The following is a 16,396-nucleotide window of genomic DNA, read 5'->3' on the forward strand; positions in this document are numbered from 1 at the left end:
ATGACATTCAAACGCATTCTTGGCGCGCTCGCGCTGCTGCTGACCCCGGCGCTGGCCTTTGCTCATCCGGGCCATGGCGACAGCGGTCTGATCGCCGGCATCAGCCACCCGATCGGTGGCCTCGATCACTTACTGGCAATGCTCGCCGTCGGTTTGTGGGCGGCACAACAGCAAGGCGCGGCACGCTGGGCGCTGCCGTGCACCTTTGTCGGCACGATGCTGATTGGCGGCCTGTTGGGTTTTGAAGGGCTGGAATTGCCAGCGCTGGAAAGCGGCATTGCCGCCTCGGTGCTGGCGCTGGGACTGGCGGTGGCGCTGGCGGTGCGTCCGCCGCTGGTCATGGCAATGGTCGCGACCGCGCTGTTTGCGTTGTTCCACGGCGTAGCGCATGGGTTGGAATTGCCGGAAATGAGCAGCCCGTGGGCGTATGCGGCCGGTTTCGTTGCGGCGACCGCAGCGTTGCATGCCGCCGGTTATGCCGTAGTGCGCTTCTTGCCGCAGGCTGCGGCGCCGCTGGTGCGACTGGCGGGTGCGGCGTCGGCGGCGACTGGCGTGTGGTTGTTGGCAGGATGATTTTTTAGCGCCTGCGCTGGCCCCTTCGCGAGCAGGCTCGCTCCCACAGGTTTGGTGTACGCTGCAAATCCACTGTGGGAGCGAGCCTGCTCGCGAAGGCGGCCGATGAGACACCGCCTCTCTCAAGCGGTGCTCTCTGCTACCATGTCGCGCAATCGCCCCAGCCCGTGACGCCCGCCCATGCCCCACGCTTCCCGTTCCACCGCCCTGCCCGAATTGACCGCCCTGTTTGCCGAGGTGCAGCAGCATTTTCTGCATGTCATCGTGCCGCTGTGGCAAGAGCCGGGCTGGAATGCCGACATGGCGTTGCCGTACGAGGCGTTGGACGCCGCACAGCAACCGCTGCCCGTGCAGCGCTATCGGGCCATGGCCTGCGCACGGCAGCTGTACCTGTTTTCCAGCCTGATCGGGGTTGTGGATAACGCTGAAGTTCGCGCGGCGGCGCTGTTTCGTTCGCTGCAACGGCATTTTCACGATGCCGAGCACGGCGGCTGGTTCTACAGCATCGATGCCCAAGGCAAGCCGCTGGATCAGCGCAAGGACCTCTACACCCATTCGTTCATCCTGTTCGCCTGCGCGCATTACTGGGCAAAATCCGCTGATCCGCTGGTCGAGTCGACATTGAATGCCGCGCTGGAAATCATTGGCCGCCGCTTCGCTACCGGCGATGGTTTGTACGAGGCGTGTCTGGATCGCGACTGGATGACGCTGCAAACCGGTCCGCTGCAGAACCCCTTGATGCATCTGGCCGAAGCGTTCCTCGCGACGCTGGCCGTGCGCGAAGACCCGCAGACGCAAAAGGACCTGCTCGCGTTATGCACAGCGATGCACAAGCACTTCGTCGATCCACAATATGGCGTGCTGATGGAAAAGCCGCTCGGTGCTGTGGATAACTGGTACGAGCCGGGCCATCAGTTCGAATGGTATTTCCTGCTGCAATCCTCGCCGCTGCTACGCGACTCGAAATTGCACCGGGTACTGGATCGCGCGTTTGCCTTTACCGAGCAATACGGTGTGCTGGAAGCCTGCGGCGCGGTGCGCGCCATGCTCGATCTGGAAAGCAACGGCCGGCCGCGGGACTCGACCCAACGAATCTGGGCTCAGGCAGAATACCTGCGTGCGCTGACATTGCGCCCTGACAGTGAAGCGGCGGTGCTGCGCCAATTGCAGGCGTTGCAGCAGCGCTTTCTGCATGCTGGCGGCTGGTATGAGTGTCGGGATGAGCAAGGGGAAGTCAGTCGCAAGGACATGCCTTCCACCACGCCGTATCACTTGGCGACGTGCTACAGCGGCCTGGCTGAATATCTGCGCTGATCTATAGATCGCTTTCGCGAGCAGGCTCGCTCCCAAAGTAGATTGTGCTGCTCACACATTTTGTGTTCGGCGCACTTTCCATGTGGGAGCGAGCCTGCTCGCGAATAGCTTTAGCGCGGTCTCAAGCCTTGTTCCGCTCGATCGCAAACCCGGCCCAGGTCTGGCTCACCGGCATCAGCTCCAGGCTGTTGATGTTGATGTGCGCTGGCGTGTTCATCACCCAGAAGATTGTCTCGGCAATGTCCTGCGGCTGGATCGGCTCGGCACCGGCGTAGGTCGCGTTGTAGCGCTCCTGATCACCGGCGAAACGTACCAGCGAGAACTCGCTTTCACACAGTCCCGGCTCGATGTTGCTGACCCGCACACCGGTGCCCTGCAAGTCGCAGCGCAGGTTCAGCGAGAACTGTTTGACGAAGGCCTTGGTCGCGCCATACACGTGGCTGCCCGGATACGGGTAGTTACCGGCGATGGAGCCCAGGTTGATGACGCCAGCGCCGCGGCCATGACCGATCAGGCGTGGCAGCAACAGGCGGGTGGCGTACATCAGGCCTTTGACGTTGGTGTCGACCATGGTGTCCCAGTCATCCAGATCGCACTTCGGCGCCGGGTCGACACCCAGGGCCAGCCCGGCGTTGTTGATCAGGCCGCGCAGGGTGGCGAACGACGGCGGCAGATTGGCAATCGCCTCCTCCATCGCTTTGCGATCACGCACATCAAGCACCAGACCGTGCACTTCGGTCTGTTTCGAAAGCTCGGCGCACAGCGCAGTCAGGCGTTCTTCACGACGGCCGGTCAGCACCAGTTTCCAGCCAGCCTCGGCAAAACGACGGGCACAGGCTTCACCAAAACCGGAGGTCGCGCCGGTGATAAACAGGGTGTTGGACATCGTGTTCTCCTTGCTTCGGCCACCGCAGCAGCCCTTGGAATAGAAAATCAGCAGGCAGCATGCCCGCCCGCGCTTTCACGGGCAACTGTCACATTCTGTGCAAAAAACAACCAAGCGTGCCAACACCACAGCCGGCGCGGCCTGTAGCCATGTACGCGCATGTTATCCACAGCCCGTTCCACAGTTTCCGGGGGCAAGTGGAAATGCGCAAAGCCACGCCACACAAGGCTTTGCGGGCGAAACAGAAAGTTTTTTGCTTGACCCGGCAGCGGCAGTTATGCCGGACAGGGCATTGTGCACGATCAAGCGCTCGGTGCAGTGATTGCGCAAGGCCAGTGTGGACGGCCCTTGGCGCGGTCTTTCCAGAGTTTAATCACAGACTTATCCACAGGCGCGATCAGAGCAGAGGGGCCAGCCCAACTGAACGATAAAAGGGTTGACAATGACGCTTGTCGCTATCAGCAAATCGCCTGATCAAAAAACAATCAAGCCGCTGCAAGCCACGTAAGTTATGGCCTCCAGCCGAATACACCCACGTTATTCACAGCCAGCTCCACAGCAAACGGGGACAAGTCAAAACTGTGGAAAAACAGCTGTTTGCAGCGTCTATATGTCGCGCCTTGGCAGCTTGGTGGATTTGTTTTCCACAATTCTGCCGAGGGTCACTGCGTTACCTGTGGGAGCTGGCTTGCCAGCGATGAGGCCGGCACGCCCGGCATCAGTGTCGAATGATGAACCGCTATCGCTGGCAAGCCAGCTCCCACAGAGGTATCGGTGGATTAAAGAGATAAAAAAACCCCGACATTTGCGTGTCGGGATTTGTGGACAACTTGAGATTAATCAGTGCCCGCCCAGATAAGCGTTACGCACCTCCTCATTCACCAGCAGCTCTTTACCGGTCCCGGACAAGCGAATCTCGCCGTTGACCATGACATACGCGCGATCCGACAGCTTCAGCGCGTGGTTGGCGTTCTGCTCGACGAGAAAGATCGTCATGCCGGTTTTCGCCAGCTCACGCAGCGTTGCGAAGATCTGCTTCACCACGATCGGCGCCAGCCCCAGGCTTGGCTCGTCGAGCAGCAGCAACTTCGGCCGGCTCATCAATGCCCGGGCGATGGCGAGCATCTGCTGTTCGCCACCGGACATGGTCATCGCCCGCTGGGTGCGCCGTTCTTCGAGCCGTGGAAACAGCTCGAACATGCGCTGCATATCCTCTTTGGCGTACTTGTCGCCAATCGGGATAGTGCCCATCAGCAGGTTTTCCTCGACGGTCATGTCGGGGAATACCCGCCGCCCTTCCGGCGATTGCGCAATGCCGTTGGAAGCGGTGTAGTGCGATGACTTGTGGGTGATGTCGACGCCCTGGTAGAGAATCTGCCCACCCGCTGCGCGTGGCTGGCCGAAAATCGACATCAGCAAGGTTGATTTACCGGCACCGTTGGAGCCGATCAGGCTGACGGTCTCGCCTTCGTTGATCTGCAGCGAAACGCCCTTGAGCGCCTGAATCGGGCCGTAGAACACATCGAGGTTTTTCAGTTCGAGGATGGGTTGGGTCATGCCACTTCCTCTTCGTCGGCGCCCAGATAGGCCGCGATCACTTTCGGGTCGTTGCGGATCGCTTCCGGCCCGCCTTCGGCAATCACGATGCCGTGGTCCAGCACCACGATGTGGTCGGAAATGCTCATCACCATGCCCATGTCGTGTTCGATCAGCACCACGGTCAGATCATGCTCGTCGCGCAGCAGCCGGATCATCGCGCTCAGCGCTTCGGTTTCCTGAGGGTTGAGGCCGGCGGCCGGTTCGTCGAGGCAGATGATCTGCGGCCGCGTGCACATGGCCCGGGCGATTTCCAGACGACGTTGCTGGCCGTAGGACAATTCCCCGGCGAGGCGGTTGGCGCAGTCGACCAGGTCGACCACTTCCAGCCAGTAGAACGCGCAGTCCAGCGCATCGCTCTCGGCCTTGCGGTAGCCCTTGGTATTGAGGATGCCGGCGAGCATGTTGCGGTTGACCCACATGTGTTGGGCCACCAGCAGGTTTTCCAGCACCGACATTTCCTTGAACAGGCGAATGTTCTGGAATGTCCGCGCCAGACCGGCACGGTTGACCAGATGGGTGCCGCCGAACATCTTGTAGTACAGGCGACTGAGGAAGGATTTCGGCGAGACGAAATCGGTCGGTTTGAACGACTCGCCCAGCAACTGGATGACGTTGGTCTGCTGGCCGCGCACGTTCAGTTCGATCTTGCCGCCCGAAGCCTTGTAGAACCCGGTCAGGCAGTTGAACACTGTGGTCTTGCCGGCGCCGTTAGGGCCGATCAGGGCGAAGATCGAGTTGCGTTTGACCTTCAGGCTGACATCGCTCAACGCCTTGATGCCACCGAAGTGCATCATCAGTTTTTCAACGGAGAGTACGACTTCACTCATGGTGCAGCCCTCTCGTAGTGAATGGCACCTTTGCGTGGTTTGACCCCGGAGCGGCTGATGCGGATCAGCCCACGTGGTCGCCAGATCATCATCAGCACCATCAGGATGCCGAACAGCAGCACGCGGTATTCAGCGAAGCCACGCAGCAGTTCGGGGGCAACGGTGAGCACGAACGCGGCGATCACCACGCCGATGGTCGAGCCCATGCCGCCGAGCACGACGATGGCGAGAATCAGTGCCGATTCGAAGAAGGTAAATGAGGTCGGGTTGACGAAGCCTTGATAGGTGGCGAAGAACACCCCGGCCAGGCCCGCTGTCGACGCACCGATGGTGAATGCCGAAAGCTTGACCAGTACATGGTTGAGGCCCATCGAGCGACAGGCAATCTCGTCTTCGCGCAACGCTTCCCAGGCGCGACCGACCGGCATTTTCACCAGACGATGTTTGATGTACAGCACGGCCAATACCACGAGGAACAACACCGCGTAGATAAAGTAGTACTTCACATCCGGGTTATACGAGAGGCCGAAGAACTCGTGAAACGGCACCCCGCCATCCTTCGCGCGCTTGCCGAATTCCAGACCGAAGAAGGTCGGCAGTGGTGCCGGCATGCCGTTAGGGCCGCCGGTCAGCGACAACCAGTTGTTCAGCACCAGACGAATGATTTCACCGAAGCCCAGGGTCACGATCGCCAGGTAGTCGCCGTGCAGACGCAGCACCGGGAAACCGAGGATGCAACCGGCAAGGCCAGCGGTGATTGCCGCCAGTGGCAGCACCGTCCAGAAGCCCAGACCGAGATACTGGTAACCCAGCGCCAGGCCATAGGCGCCAATGGCGTAGAACGCCACGTAACCCAGATCGAGCAGACCGGCCAGACCGACCACGATGTTCAGGCCCAACCCCAGCAGCACGTAGATCAATCCGAGAATCACCACCCCCAGCAGATAGGAGTTGGAAACAAACGGCACGATGATCGCCAGCACAATCATCAGCGGAATGATCCAGCGCAGCCGCGACTTGTAATCCGGCGGCAGCACATGCACGCCGGAACCGCTGCTTTCGAAGCTGTCGAGGATCTTCAGGCCCTTTGGCGTTTGCAGGAACAGGCTGAGGGCGAAGCGCCCGGCCATGACGATGGCAATGATCCAGGCCACGCGGGTCGATTCCAGATTGAAGCTGTAGCCGTCGAGCACCACGCCAACAATCGGTCCGAACACGATCAGGGCAATCAGGCCGGCGAGAATCGCCTCGACCAGGCTTTTTTTGATATCGATGGATTTTTCAGTGGTTGTTGAAGACATCGCTTACACCTTCGACACAAGAGGACGGCCCAACAGACCTTGCGGTCGGAAGACCAGAACAAGTACGAGCAGCGAGAAGCTGAACACGTCTTTGTAGTCGGAGTTGACCAGGCCGGAGAACAACGACTCGGAGATGCCGAGGATGATCCCGCCGAGCATCGCGCCGGGCAGTGAACCGATCCCGCCGAGTACCGCTGCGGTGAACGCCTTGATGCCGATGATGAAGCCGGCATAGAAGTCGAAGGTGCCGTAGTTCATGGTGATCAGCACGCCGGCCAGTGCGGCCATGGCCGCACCGATGATGAACACGTAGGAAATCACCCGGTCGGTGTTGATCCCCAAGATGGAGGCCATCTTGCGGTCTTGCTGAGTGGCCCGGCACATGCGCCCCAGCTTGGTGTATTTGATGATGTAGGTCAGCAGCCCCATGCCGACGAAAGCGGCAATCAGGATGAAGACTTTGGTGTAGGTCAGTTGTACGAAGCCGGTGCCGACTTCGACACGCCAGGCACCGGTCAGCAGGGTAGGCACGCCCTGTTGTTTGGCGCCCTGGGCGATCTGAGCATAGTTTTGCAGAATCAGCGAAATACCGATGGCGCTGATCAGCGGTGCCAGTCGGGTCGAGTTGCGCAGGGGTTTATAAGCGACGCGCTCGATGACCCAGCCATACACCGCCGTGACCACGATGGTGAAGATCAGGGTGCCGAGCATCAGCAGCGGGAAGGATTCGATACCGAAGTAAGCCAGCAGAGCCAGACTGATCGCCGCCAGGTAAGCGGAAATCATGTAAACCTCGCCGTGGGCGAAGTTGATCATGCCGATGATGCCATAGACCATTGTGTAGCCGATGGCGATCAGGCCATAGACCGACCCGAGGGTCAGGCCGTTGACCAGTTGCTGCAGGAAAATACCATCCATAACGCAATCTCACGCAGTGAGAACCTGCGCGCCCTGGGCGCGCGGCTCTTCTAGGAAAAATACAGATTTACGTCGGAGCAATGTCGGAGCGCGATCAGCACGTCCCACGCAAGACCCTTTGTGGGAGCGAGCCTGCTCGCGAAAGCGGTTGAACATTCAACACAACGGTTGCTTGTCAGTGCGTCTTCGCGAGCAGGCTCGCTCCCACAGGGATTCTCGGGATCAGATGATCACCTCAGCCCTTACTTCTGTTTTTCCAGCTGGTGGTATTTGCCGTCCTTGTCCCACTGGTAAACCACGTAGTCGGAGACTTTCAGGTCGCCCTTGGCATCCCAGGTCTTCTCGCCCATCACGGTTTTCACCGGGTTGGCTTTCAGCCACTTCGCCGCCGCTTCGCCGTCGTTTTTCTTCGCGCCGTTGAACGCCGCTGCCAGGGTCTGCACCGAGGCGTAAGCGTACAGGGTGTAGCCCTCAGGCTCGGTGCCAGCCTTGCGGAAAGCATCCACTACGGTTTTGCTGTCAGGCAGCAGGCGCGGGTCGGCGCCGAAGGTCATCAGAACGCCATCGGTGAATTGCGGGCCGCCAGCGGTGGTGACCAGTTCGTCGGTGACGATGCCGTCATCGGACATGAACTTGACGTCTTTCAGGCCTTGTTCGCGCAGCTGGCGAACCAGTGGACCGGCTTCCGGGTGCAGGCCGCCGAAGTAGACGACGTCGGCGCCGGCGCCACGGATCTTGGTGACGATGGTGCTGAAGTCTTTCTCGCCACGGGTCAGGCCTTCGTACAGCACTGGCTTGACGCCGCGTTTTTCCAGCTGAGCCTTGGTGGCATCTGCCAGGCCTTGGCCGTAGGTGTCCTTGTCGTGCAGCACGACGACTTTCTTGCCTTTGAGCATGTCGACGATGTAATCGCCGGCGACGATGCCCTGCTGGTCGTCACGCCCGCACATGCGGAACATGGCGCTCAGACCGCGCTCGGTGACCTGCGGGTTGGTCGAGCCCGGAGTGATCGCAATGATCCCGGCTTCGTCGTAGATTTCCGAGGCTGGAATGGTCGACGAGGAGCAGAAGTGACCGACCACGCCGGCGACTTTCTGGTTGGTGAGGTCCTTGGCGACCGTCACGGCCTGCTTCGGCTCGCAGGCGTCATCGCCCTTGACCAGAACGATTTTCTCGCCGTTGACGCCGCCCGCCGCGTTGACTGCGTCAGCCGCTGCCTGTGCCCCTTTCATGTACTGCTCGCCAAACGCCGCGTTGGCGCCCGTCATTGGACCCGCTACACCGATCTTGATATCGGCTTGAGCAAACGCAGAAACACCCAACGCAGCAGCTACTGCGAGGGCCAGAAAGCCTTTCTTGTAAAACGTCTGGGACATGAGGTGGTGCTCCAAGGTTTTTTTAGTTGGCACTGCGACTTCACTTCACTCAAAGCTCAGAGCAAGGCCCGTGCCAGCGGTTTTTTATTCTTCAAAAAGTCGCTGCTTTCTTGTTATTTCGACTGTTTCGTTCCCATTTTCATTGGGCGTGCAACCGTCTAAACCGCGGAAGGTGAAACCATTGTTTTTTTCAGGCGCAACCTGTGTGCGCCATCATTGCAACCGCAGCGGCAAACGACGTGCAACCAGCCTGTAACAGCCCGCGTCACCGAACTGCACACTGCTGGTGCGGGACTGCTACAACCCGCACCATTACAGGCTAGTCGCTCGATTCAAAAGCGCCGCTTCCGGCAACAAATTTCAACACTCAAATGACGATGCGCAGGCACTGGCCCGCGTGATAGAGCGAAAAACCGGCCTCGTACAGGCAACTGCGCAAGCCGACGCCGGCCAGGGGCTGCATCGGTGCAAAGGGAATCGGCAATGCCTGCGGATCGCTATGGCACAGGTAATCGGCAAAGGCTTTGCCGACAACCGTGCCGGTGGTGACGCCGCGGCCGTTATAGCCAGTGACGGCCACCAGGCCCGGTGCCGGTTCGAACAGGCGCATCAGGTGATCGGGCGTAAAAGCAATGCGCCCGGTCCAGGTGCATTCCCATTCGACCGGCTTCAGATTGGGGAAGTAATGCTGCTGCACCCGGTCGGCCCAGGCCTTGAGAAACCAGGTCGGTTTCTGGTTGCCGTTGCCAAGGCTGCCCAGCAACAAACGCCCTTCCCTGTCACGGCGGATGCTGCTCAGCACCTGGCGGGTGTCCCACGAACCCTGCCCGCCGGGGAGAATTTTCTGTGCAGCGTCTTCGCTGAGCGGGACGGAGGCGACCTGATAGTAATAACCGGGGAAAAAATTGCGCTTGAGTTCGGTCCAGTCGCCTTCGGTGTAGGCATTGGAGGCGATCACCACTTGCTCGGCGAGCACCGAGCCTTGTCCCGTCTGCACCGACCATTGCTGGCCGACGCGTTCGAGGCGGGTGACCGGTGAATGATCGAACATCTGCCCGCCGAGCCCGAGTACAGCGTTGGCCAGCCCGGTCACATAGGCCATCGGATTGAGCGTGCCGGCGCGACGGTCGAGTAGCGCGGCGGCGATTTTCTGCGTGCCTGTGGCTTGCTCACAGGCCTTGCCGGTCAGCAGTTCGACCGGCGCGCCACGGCGCTGCCATTGTTGCTCGCGACTGCGCAGATCCGCCTCGCCCTTGGCGTTATGCGCCATGTGCAAGGTGCCTTCGCGGCGCAGCTGACAATCGATGTTGTACTTATCGACAAGGCTGAATACCAGCGCCGGCGCCGCACCGAGCATGCGGTTGAGCTGGCTGCCAACCGCCTCGCCGAAGCCGGCTTCGATCTCGTCCGGTGGGATCCACAGGCCGGCGTTGACCAGCCCGACGTTGCGCCCGGAACCGCCATGCCCGGCGCGATGGGCCTCGACAATGCAGACGCTTTTACCTTTTTCCAGCAAGTGCAGCGCCGCCGACAACCCGGTGAACCCGGCGCCGATCACGCAGACATCAACCTTGACCTCGCCCCTGAGCGCGGAGTGATCCGGGCGGTGTGGCGTGAGCTTTTCCCACAGACATTCTTCGCGTAACGGCATTGCCAGACTCCAACAGAAACCCAACAAACACACTGCAGATCCTGTGGGAGCGAGCCTGCTCGCGAAAGCGGCGTATCAGCCAACATTGATGTCGACTGACCTGGCGCACTCGCGAGCAGGCTCGCTCCCGCAGGGGATCACATCGATCCTCCAATCAGTCGAACGTGATGCCCTGCGCCAACGGCAGCTCAAGCGAGTAGTTGACCGTGTTGGTCTGCCGGCGCATGTAGGCGCGCCAGGCGTCGGAGCCGGATTCGCGGCCGCCACCGGTTTCCTTTTCGCCACCGAACGCGCCGCCGATTTCCGCGCCGCTCGGGCCGATGTTGACGTTGGCGATGCCGCAGTCGCTGCCCACGGCCGACATGAACCGCTCGGCCTCGCGCACATCGGTGGTGAAGATGCACGAAGACAGGCCTTGCGGCACCGCATTGTTCAGGCGCAGTGCTTCCTCGAAATCGCTGTAGCCAACCACATAGAGAATCGGCGCGAAGGTTTCGCTGCAGACCACGTCGCTCTGCTCGGGCATTTCGACGATGGCCGGCGACACGTAATAGGCGTTGGGGAACTGATCTTCAAGTTGACGCTGGCCGCCGAACACCCGACCGCCTTCGCTCAACGCCTGCTCCAGCGCGTCCTGCATGTTTTCGAAGCTGTGCTTGTCGATCAGCGGGCCGACCAGATTGCCTTGCAGCGGATGGCCGATGCGCACTTTCGAATACGCGGCTTTGAGGCGAGTGACGATTTCTTCTTTCACCGACTCATGGGCGATCAGCCGGCGCAACGTGGTGCAACGCTGCCCGGCGGTGCCAACGGCGCTGAACAGAATGGCACGCACGGCCATATCCAGATCGGCGCTCGGGCCGAGAATCATCGCGTTGTTGCCACCCAGTTCAAGAATGCTGCGGGCAAAACGTGCGGCGACCTTTGGCGCCACTTCACGGCCCATCCGCGTGCTGCCGGTGGCACTGATCAGGGCGACACGCGGGTCATCGACCAGCGCTTCCCCGGCATCGCGACCACCAATGATGACCTGGCAAAGGCTCGCCGGCGCATCGCTGAAGTTCTTCACCACACGATCGAACAAGGCCTGACAGGCCAGCGCGGTCAGCGGGGTTTTCTCCGACGGTTTCCACACCACCGGGTTGCCGCAGACCAGCGCCAGCGTGGTATTCCACGCCCACACCGCGACCGGGAAGTTGAACGCACTGATCACCCCGACCACGCCGAGCGGATGCCAGGTTTCACGCATGTGGTGGCCCGGACGCTCGGAAGCGATGGTCAAACCGTACAACTGACGCGACAGGCCGACGGCAAAGTCGCAGATGTCGATCATCTCCTGCACTTCGCCCAGACCTTCCTGAGTGATCTTGCCCGCCTCCCACGACACCAGCTCACCGAGGTCAGCCTTGTACTCGCGCAACACTTCACCGAATTGGCGCACCAGCTCGCCGCGACGCGGGGCCGGCACGTTGCGCCATTGTTCGAATGCATGATCGGCGCGACTGATGTGCTGCTCGACTTGCGCCGCACCTTCCCAGTTCACCGCCGCGATGCGGCTGCCGTCGGTCGGTGAATGCACCGGCACTTTGCCGTTCTGATACAGGGCCGGGTTCACACCGAGACGATCAAGCAATGCGGCAACCATGGGTCACTCCTCAAGCGAAAAACTGAATGTGTGCAGTCGCCTTTTCGCGACCGGGCAGGCCTTTAGTTGTAGCGTCCAATGGCGGCGGCAACAAACGACCTTTACGCCAGATATCATTCCGTTTATTCATGCTGAGCATAGAAAGACAAGAAAAGGACTGGCCATGCTGAACAAACGCCACTTGCCCTCGATCACTGCGTTGCAGTGCTTCGAGGCGGTAACCCGGCACCTGAGCTTCACCCGCGCCGCGGAAGAGTTGAATCTGACCCAGAGCGCCGTGAGCAAACAGGTCGCGCAGCTCGAAGAGTTGCTGCAGCATTTGCTGTTTCGCCGCGTGCGTCGGCGCTTGCAGATGACCCCGGCCGGCGATCTGTACCTGGTGGAGGTGAGAAAAATCCTCACCCAGGTCGAGATGTCGACGCACTACCTGCGTTCCTACGGCGGCGAAACCGAAGTCCTGCGCGTCTCCACGCCGTCGACCTTCGGCGCGCGCTGGCTAGTGCCGCGCCTGAAAGGCTGGCGCCTGCGCCATCCGTCGATCCATCTGGACCTGTGCAACGAGCAGGAGGCGGACGATCTGCTGCAAGGGCGCAGCGACCTGGCGTTCTATTTTGGCCAGGGTGCGCGACCGGGGACTGAATGCCTGAAACTGTTCGGCGAAGAGCTGGTGCCGGTCTGCGCACCGGGCAGCTTGCCGGACACGCCATTGACTGATCCGACGCAACTGACCGATCTGGTCCTGCTGCAAAATGCCTCGCGTCCGCAGGCGTGGCACGACTGGTTCGACAGCCAGGGTTACCAGACCGAACACAGCTATCACGGGCCGCGTTTCGAGACTTTCTATATGTGCATTCGCGCAGCCCAAGTGGGCTGCGGCGTGGCGTTGTTGCCACGGTTTCTGGTCGAAGAAGAATTGGCCGACGGCAAACTGGTCATTCCATGGGCGCATGCCATGCCCAGCACGGACGCCTATTACCTGGCGTATCCGGAACACGCTGCCGAAGTGCCCAAGGTGCGGGATTTCGTGAAGTGGATGCTGGAGCAGATTGATAGCCCCTGAACACCTCCCTGTTAAAGCTGTCGAGTGCAACGAGGCTGCGAGCTTTTGATCTTGAAAACAACATCAGAAAATCGAAGCTCCGCTCCACTCGGAATTTTTTACAGGATGGTTATCCAGCAATAACGAACAGGCCTTCCACAATCCTGGATTGGGCCAGGCGTGCGCGCAGATCATCATCAATGGCGCAATCATCAGGCTCATACAACCGAACACGGCGATACGCGTCGATGGGATTGATTTCCTGCCCCAGATATTCCCACACAACCCTGGAGCACGCGGGAGCGCGATGATCCGCAGCGGAAACGCCCATCTTCAACCCATTGAGCCGCGTAATGCAGCTCTTGAAGCTTGGAATAAGAATGGTCTGGCAAATTTCGTTAGAGGTAAGCGATTCATAATCTATAAAAAACAAACGATCCCGAAGGTGATAGGCAATACCCAGATATTGGTAGCGCTCGAAGTCCTCTGCTGTTTGAGAAATCTGCAAGCGCTCGTTTCGCTCATATACGATTTCATCGCCCTCTGCCCGCACATGTACCAGAGAGCACAAAATAGAGCCGGGCTCAGTCATCGCGTGGTAGTACTCGTAGTAATAACCAATATGCGCCTTTAACTCCGGCGAAGACTGCTTGCGTAGATGTTCATGCATCATTTGTGAAGCAGCCATTTCCCCTGAAGATTTATTCTTACCGGCCTTCAGGCCCGTCAATGCGATGAATTGCTCGCCAGGCAGTATGATTTCGCACTCTTCGACCCCAAAAAAATCACAGATGCGCTTTAGATTAAAGGGCGTAGGGAAACTTTTCCCACATAGATATTTATTGAATTGCCCACGATTTATGCGAATCTTCCTACAAACCTCCGCGACAGATCTGTAATGACTACATAGCAGTTTTAAGTTAGCCGGAAGAAACCCGCTCATACAACAACCTAATACAGACGAGAAAGGCGCAACCATAGCAGCAACTCGCATCACATTTAAGCAACTTGCGAGATTGCATCAAATCAAATATGGCGGGATATTACGACGCCTGAATGACTTCAGGACTGACCACACCACTGATTTGCCAGCACTCTAAATAGCAAGGAGCTTTGAATGCTAGATGTCATCAACGACTTTCTTTCCAGCAGGGTATTAATACCTTTTGTTCTTGGTCTAGGGGGTTATTTCACGGTTCGATCGAGGTTTGTTCAACTCAGATACCTCCCTCATATGTTCGGTGTTTTGCACGGTAGCTGGCGCGCAGGCGGCCACCATTTGAGCTCACTCCAGGCGCTGACACTCAGCCTTGCCGGGCGCGTAGGTACCGGAAATATCGTCGGGGTCGGGATAGCAGTGAGCTTGGGTGGTCCCGGCGCCGTATTCTGGATGTGGATGACTGCACTTCTTGGCATGTCCAGCAGCTTCTTCGAATGCACGCTGGGCCAACTCTACAAACGCAGCGATAGCCAGGGTCTCTATAGAGGTGGCCCGTCCTGGTACATACAGCATGGTCTGAACAAACGCTGGCTCGGGCTGATCGTAGCCATGTTGATACTGGTGACATTCGGATTTGCAATCAACGGCCTCGAATCCCATGCGGTATCACACTCGCTAAAAGATGCATTTGACTTGCCGCCCATGTGGTCAGGACTCGCACTGTCCTTGCTGCTGGGCATCGTATTCATCGGCGGCATAACGCGCATTGCATCAGTAGCCGACCTGCTGGTTCCGCTCAAGGTCCTCGCCTACATCGGTGTGACGGCGTACGTGCTGGTTCTGCAGTTTGAACAAGTACCGATAATGCTGATGACCATTGTCAAAAGCGCATTCGGTCTTGATCAGGCATTCGGCGGTCTGGTCGGCAGCGCAATCATCATGGGAGTCAGACGGGGAGTATTCTCCAACGAAGCGGGGCTCGGCAGTGCCCCTAATGTCGCGTCAGTGGCGCAGGTCGGTCATCCCGTTGCACAAGGTATCGTCCAGGCATTGAGCGTTTTCATCGATACCTTCGTGATCTGCACCTGCACCGCACTGATGATCTTGTTATCCGGCTTTTACACTCCGGGGTTTGAGGGCGACGGAATTGCTTTGGCCCAAAACTCGCTGGCAGCAGTTGTAGGCGAGTGGGGACGAATGTTCATAAGTATGGCGTTGGCGCTATTTGTATTCACGGCAATGCTCTACAACTACTACCTAGGAGAAAACAGCTTGCGGTTCATGTTTGGCGAACCTGCAAAAACGCTAATAATCTACCGACTGATGGTTTTAATAATGGTGTTTTGGGGTGCCAACGAAGATCTAACCACCGTTCTGGCTTTTGCCGATATCACCATGACCTTACTGGCGCTCGTAAACCTGATGGCGATGGCCCTCCTGTTCAAGATATGCCTGCGCGTCTTGCATGATTATGAAACCCAACGTCGGGACGGAATCAAGACACCTGTCTTCAATTCAAAGTTATTTCTTGATCTAGACCTCGATCCAGGTGCGTGGCCGCCGCCACCTGCTTCCAGAACATAACAAGGTTTAGCGATCCGGCTCCTATCGGGAGCCGGTGGAAAGCCCTCCAGGGCCAAGCACTTGAAATAAAGCCTTGAGTAATAGCTGTACGGAAAACCTGGACTTTCACAGCAGCAACATCAAAAGCAACGAATTCTTCAGCACCGTACATCAGATCACTTTGACGGACGTAATGGCATGAATCGTTTTTATCCGCTGAAAGCAAACGCAACCAACACTCCCACTTTTTTCATAGACACATATGCCGCGCGCGATCAATTATTCGAAGATGCCTGCTTCAGAATCCGCGCTGCCACAAGTCTCCTGGAAAGTTTCACGTCCATCACTATCAAAGGCACTAACGACTCTGACTTTTACCGCCTCATACTTCCTGCCTACCTGTTGCTTCAGGACGGCGTAGATACGCTGGAACAGATTTCTTTCAAAGGAGACGGCCTACATGCATAAGATAGCGACCGATGAGATGATCAGAGCAGCGATGTTCAAGGCGGTGGAAACAAGCTTGATACCAAGGCACTCGTTACTCGTCGAGTATTTGAAAAGCTGGGAGTGCATAGAGCAAGTGCTTCACGCTGCGCTTGAGGTGCAACCGAAAATGAACAATTTTTGCGGCTTGAGATGTATGGCCTCAGAGGATCTATCGCCTGAAAGCAAAAAAGCGCTGGCAATCCCCACCGCCGATATGCGCCACTAGTGCCATCGATATAGACCGCGCCACGGCGCGGCGCACCTGGAGACCCCGT

General features: G+C 58.6%; 15 protein-coding genes. 6 read left to right on the forward strand and 9 right to left on the reverse strand.

Annotation, left to right across the window (positions count from 1 at the left end; genetic code table 11):
* Together ACGSLL_RS09550 and ACGSLL_RS09555 are read left to right on the forward strand one after the other, a co-directional pair.
* Complete coding sequence (locus tag ACGSLL_RS09550) at positions 1 to 573, forward strand: HupE/UreJ family protein (protein WP_394505247.1); 573 nt, start codon at positions 1 to 3, stop codon at positions 571 to 573.
* Between the two features lie 180 nt (positions 574 to 753).
* Positions 754 to 1,887, forward strand: coding sequence for an AGE family epimerase/isomerase (locus ACGSLL_RS09555; protein ID WP_394505249.1), 1,134 nt, complete (start codon positions 754 to 756; stop codon positions 1,885 to 1,887).
* A 121-nt stretch (positions 1,888 to 2,008) separates the two neighbouring features.
* On the opposite strand, the gene ACGSLL_RS09560 is transcribed toward ACGSLL_RS09555, so the two are convergent.
* The 8 genes from ACGSLL_RS09560 to amaB form a co-directional block, all read right to left on the reverse strand.
* Entirely contained in the window at positions 2,009 to 2,773 is a 765-nt protein-coding gene (locus ACGSLL_RS09560) for an SDR family oxidoreductase (RefSeq protein WP_394505251.1), read from the reverse strand.
* 840 nt (positions 2,774 to 3,613) lie between these two features.
* Positions 3,614 to 4,330: an ABC transporter ATP-binding protein gene (locus ACGSLL_RS09565; protein WP_394505253.1), complete on the reverse strand. Its 717-nt coding sequence runs from the start codon at positions 4,328 to 4,330 to the stop codon at positions 3,614 to 3,616.
* The gene (locus ACGSLL_RS09570) at positions 4,327 to 5,199 is read right to left on the reverse strand and encodes an ABC transporter ATP-binding protein (RefSeq protein ID WP_208938939.1); all 873 of its coding nucleotides are present in this window, start codon (positions 5,197 to 5,199) and stop codon (positions 4,327 to 4,329) included. Before ACGSLL_RS09570 ends, ACGSLL_RS09565 begins: the two co-directional genes overlap by 4 nt.
* A complete protein-coding gene (gene livM, locus ACGSLL_RS09575; protein WP_090280844.1) occupies positions 5,196 to 6,500 on the reverse strand; it encodes a high-affinity branched-chain amino acid ABC transporter permease LivM in 1,305 nt (434 codons plus the stop codon). The genes ACGSLL_RS09570 and livM overlap by 4 nt, the downstream gene beginning before the upstream one ends.
* A gap of 3 nt (positions 6,501 to 6,503) precedes the next feature.
* On the reverse strand, positions 6,504 to 7,418 hold the full coding sequence (locus ACGSLL_RS09580) for an ABC transporter permease subunit (RefSeq protein WP_041480712.1): 915 nt from the start codon (positions 7,416 to 7,418) through the stop codon (positions 6,504 to 6,506).
* A 242-nt stretch (positions 7,419 to 7,660) separates the two neighbouring features.
* Positions 7,661 to 8,794 (reverse strand): branched-chain amino acid ABC transporter substrate-binding protein, encoded by a 1,134-nt coding sequence (locus ACGSLL_RS09585; protein ID WP_090280841.1) that lies wholly within the window; start codon positions 8,792 to 8,794, stop codon positions 7,661 to 7,663.
* A 367-nt stretch (positions 8,795 to 9,161) separates the two neighbouring features.
* On the reverse strand, positions 9,162 to 10,445 hold the full coding sequence (gene amaA / locus ACGSLL_RS09590) for an L-pipecolate oxidase (RefSeq protein ID WP_394505258.1): 1,284 nt from the start codon (positions 10,443 to 10,445) through the stop codon (positions 9,162 to 9,164).
* A gap of 154 nt (positions 10,446 to 10,599) precedes the next feature.
* Positions 10,600 to 12,090 (reverse strand): L-piperidine-6-carboxylate dehydrogenase, encoded by a 1,491-nt coding sequence (gene amaB, locus ACGSLL_RS09595; RefSeq protein WP_394505260.1) that lies wholly within the window; start codon positions 12,088 to 12,090, stop codon positions 10,600 to 10,602.
* Between the two features lie 163 nt (positions 12,091 to 12,253).
* On the opposite strand from amaB, the gene ACGSLL_RS09600 reads away from it, so the two are divergent.
* Positions 12,254 to 13,150, forward strand: a complete 897-nt coding sequence (locus ACGSLL_RS09600) for a LysR family transcriptional regulator (RefSeq protein ID WP_394505262.1) — start codon at positions 12,254 to 12,256, stop codon at positions 13,148 to 13,150.
* A gap of 109 nt (positions 13,151 to 13,259) precedes the next feature.
* Here the strand turns inward: ACGSLL_RS09600 and ACGSLL_RS09605 are convergent, their stop codons facing one another.
* The gene (locus ACGSLL_RS09605) at positions 13,260 to 14,072 is read right to left on the reverse strand and encodes a helix-turn-helix domain-containing protein (protein ID WP_394505264.1); all 813 of its coding nucleotides are present in this window, start codon (positions 14,070 to 14,072) and stop codon (positions 13,260 to 13,262) included.
* Between the two features lie 174 nt (positions 14,073 to 14,246).
* On the opposite strand from ACGSLL_RS09605, the gene ACGSLL_RS09610 reads away from it, so the two are divergent.
* From ACGSLL_RS09610 to ACGSLL_RS09620, 3 genes are all read left to right on the forward strand, one after another.
* Complete coding sequence (locus ACGSLL_RS09610) at positions 14,247 to 15,653, forward strand: alanine/glycine:cation symporter family protein (RefSeq protein WP_394505267.1); 1,407 nt, start codon at positions 14,247 to 14,249, stop codon at positions 15,651 to 15,653.
* A 177-nt stretch (positions 15,654 to 15,830) separates the two neighbouring features.
* Complete coding sequence (locus ACGSLL_RS09615; protein ID WP_394505269.1) at positions 15,831 to 16,100, forward strand: hypothetical protein; 270 nt, start codon at positions 15,831 to 15,833, stop codon at positions 16,098 to 16,100.
* Positions 16,093 to 16,347: a hypothetical protein gene (locus ACGSLL_RS09620; RefSeq protein WP_394505271.1), complete on the forward strand. Its 255-nt coding sequence runs from the start codon at positions 16,093 to 16,095 to the stop codon at positions 16,345 to 16,347. The genes ACGSLL_RS09615 and ACGSLL_RS09620 overlap by 8 nt, the downstream gene beginning before the upstream one ends.
* Positions 16,348 to 16,396: the final 49 nt, after the last annotated feature.

Source organism: Pseudomonas retamae, assembly GCF_043496865.1.
Lineage (GTDB): Bacteria > Pseudomonadota > Gammaproteobacteria > Pseudomonadales > Pseudomonadaceae > Aquipseudomonas > Aquipseudomonas retamae.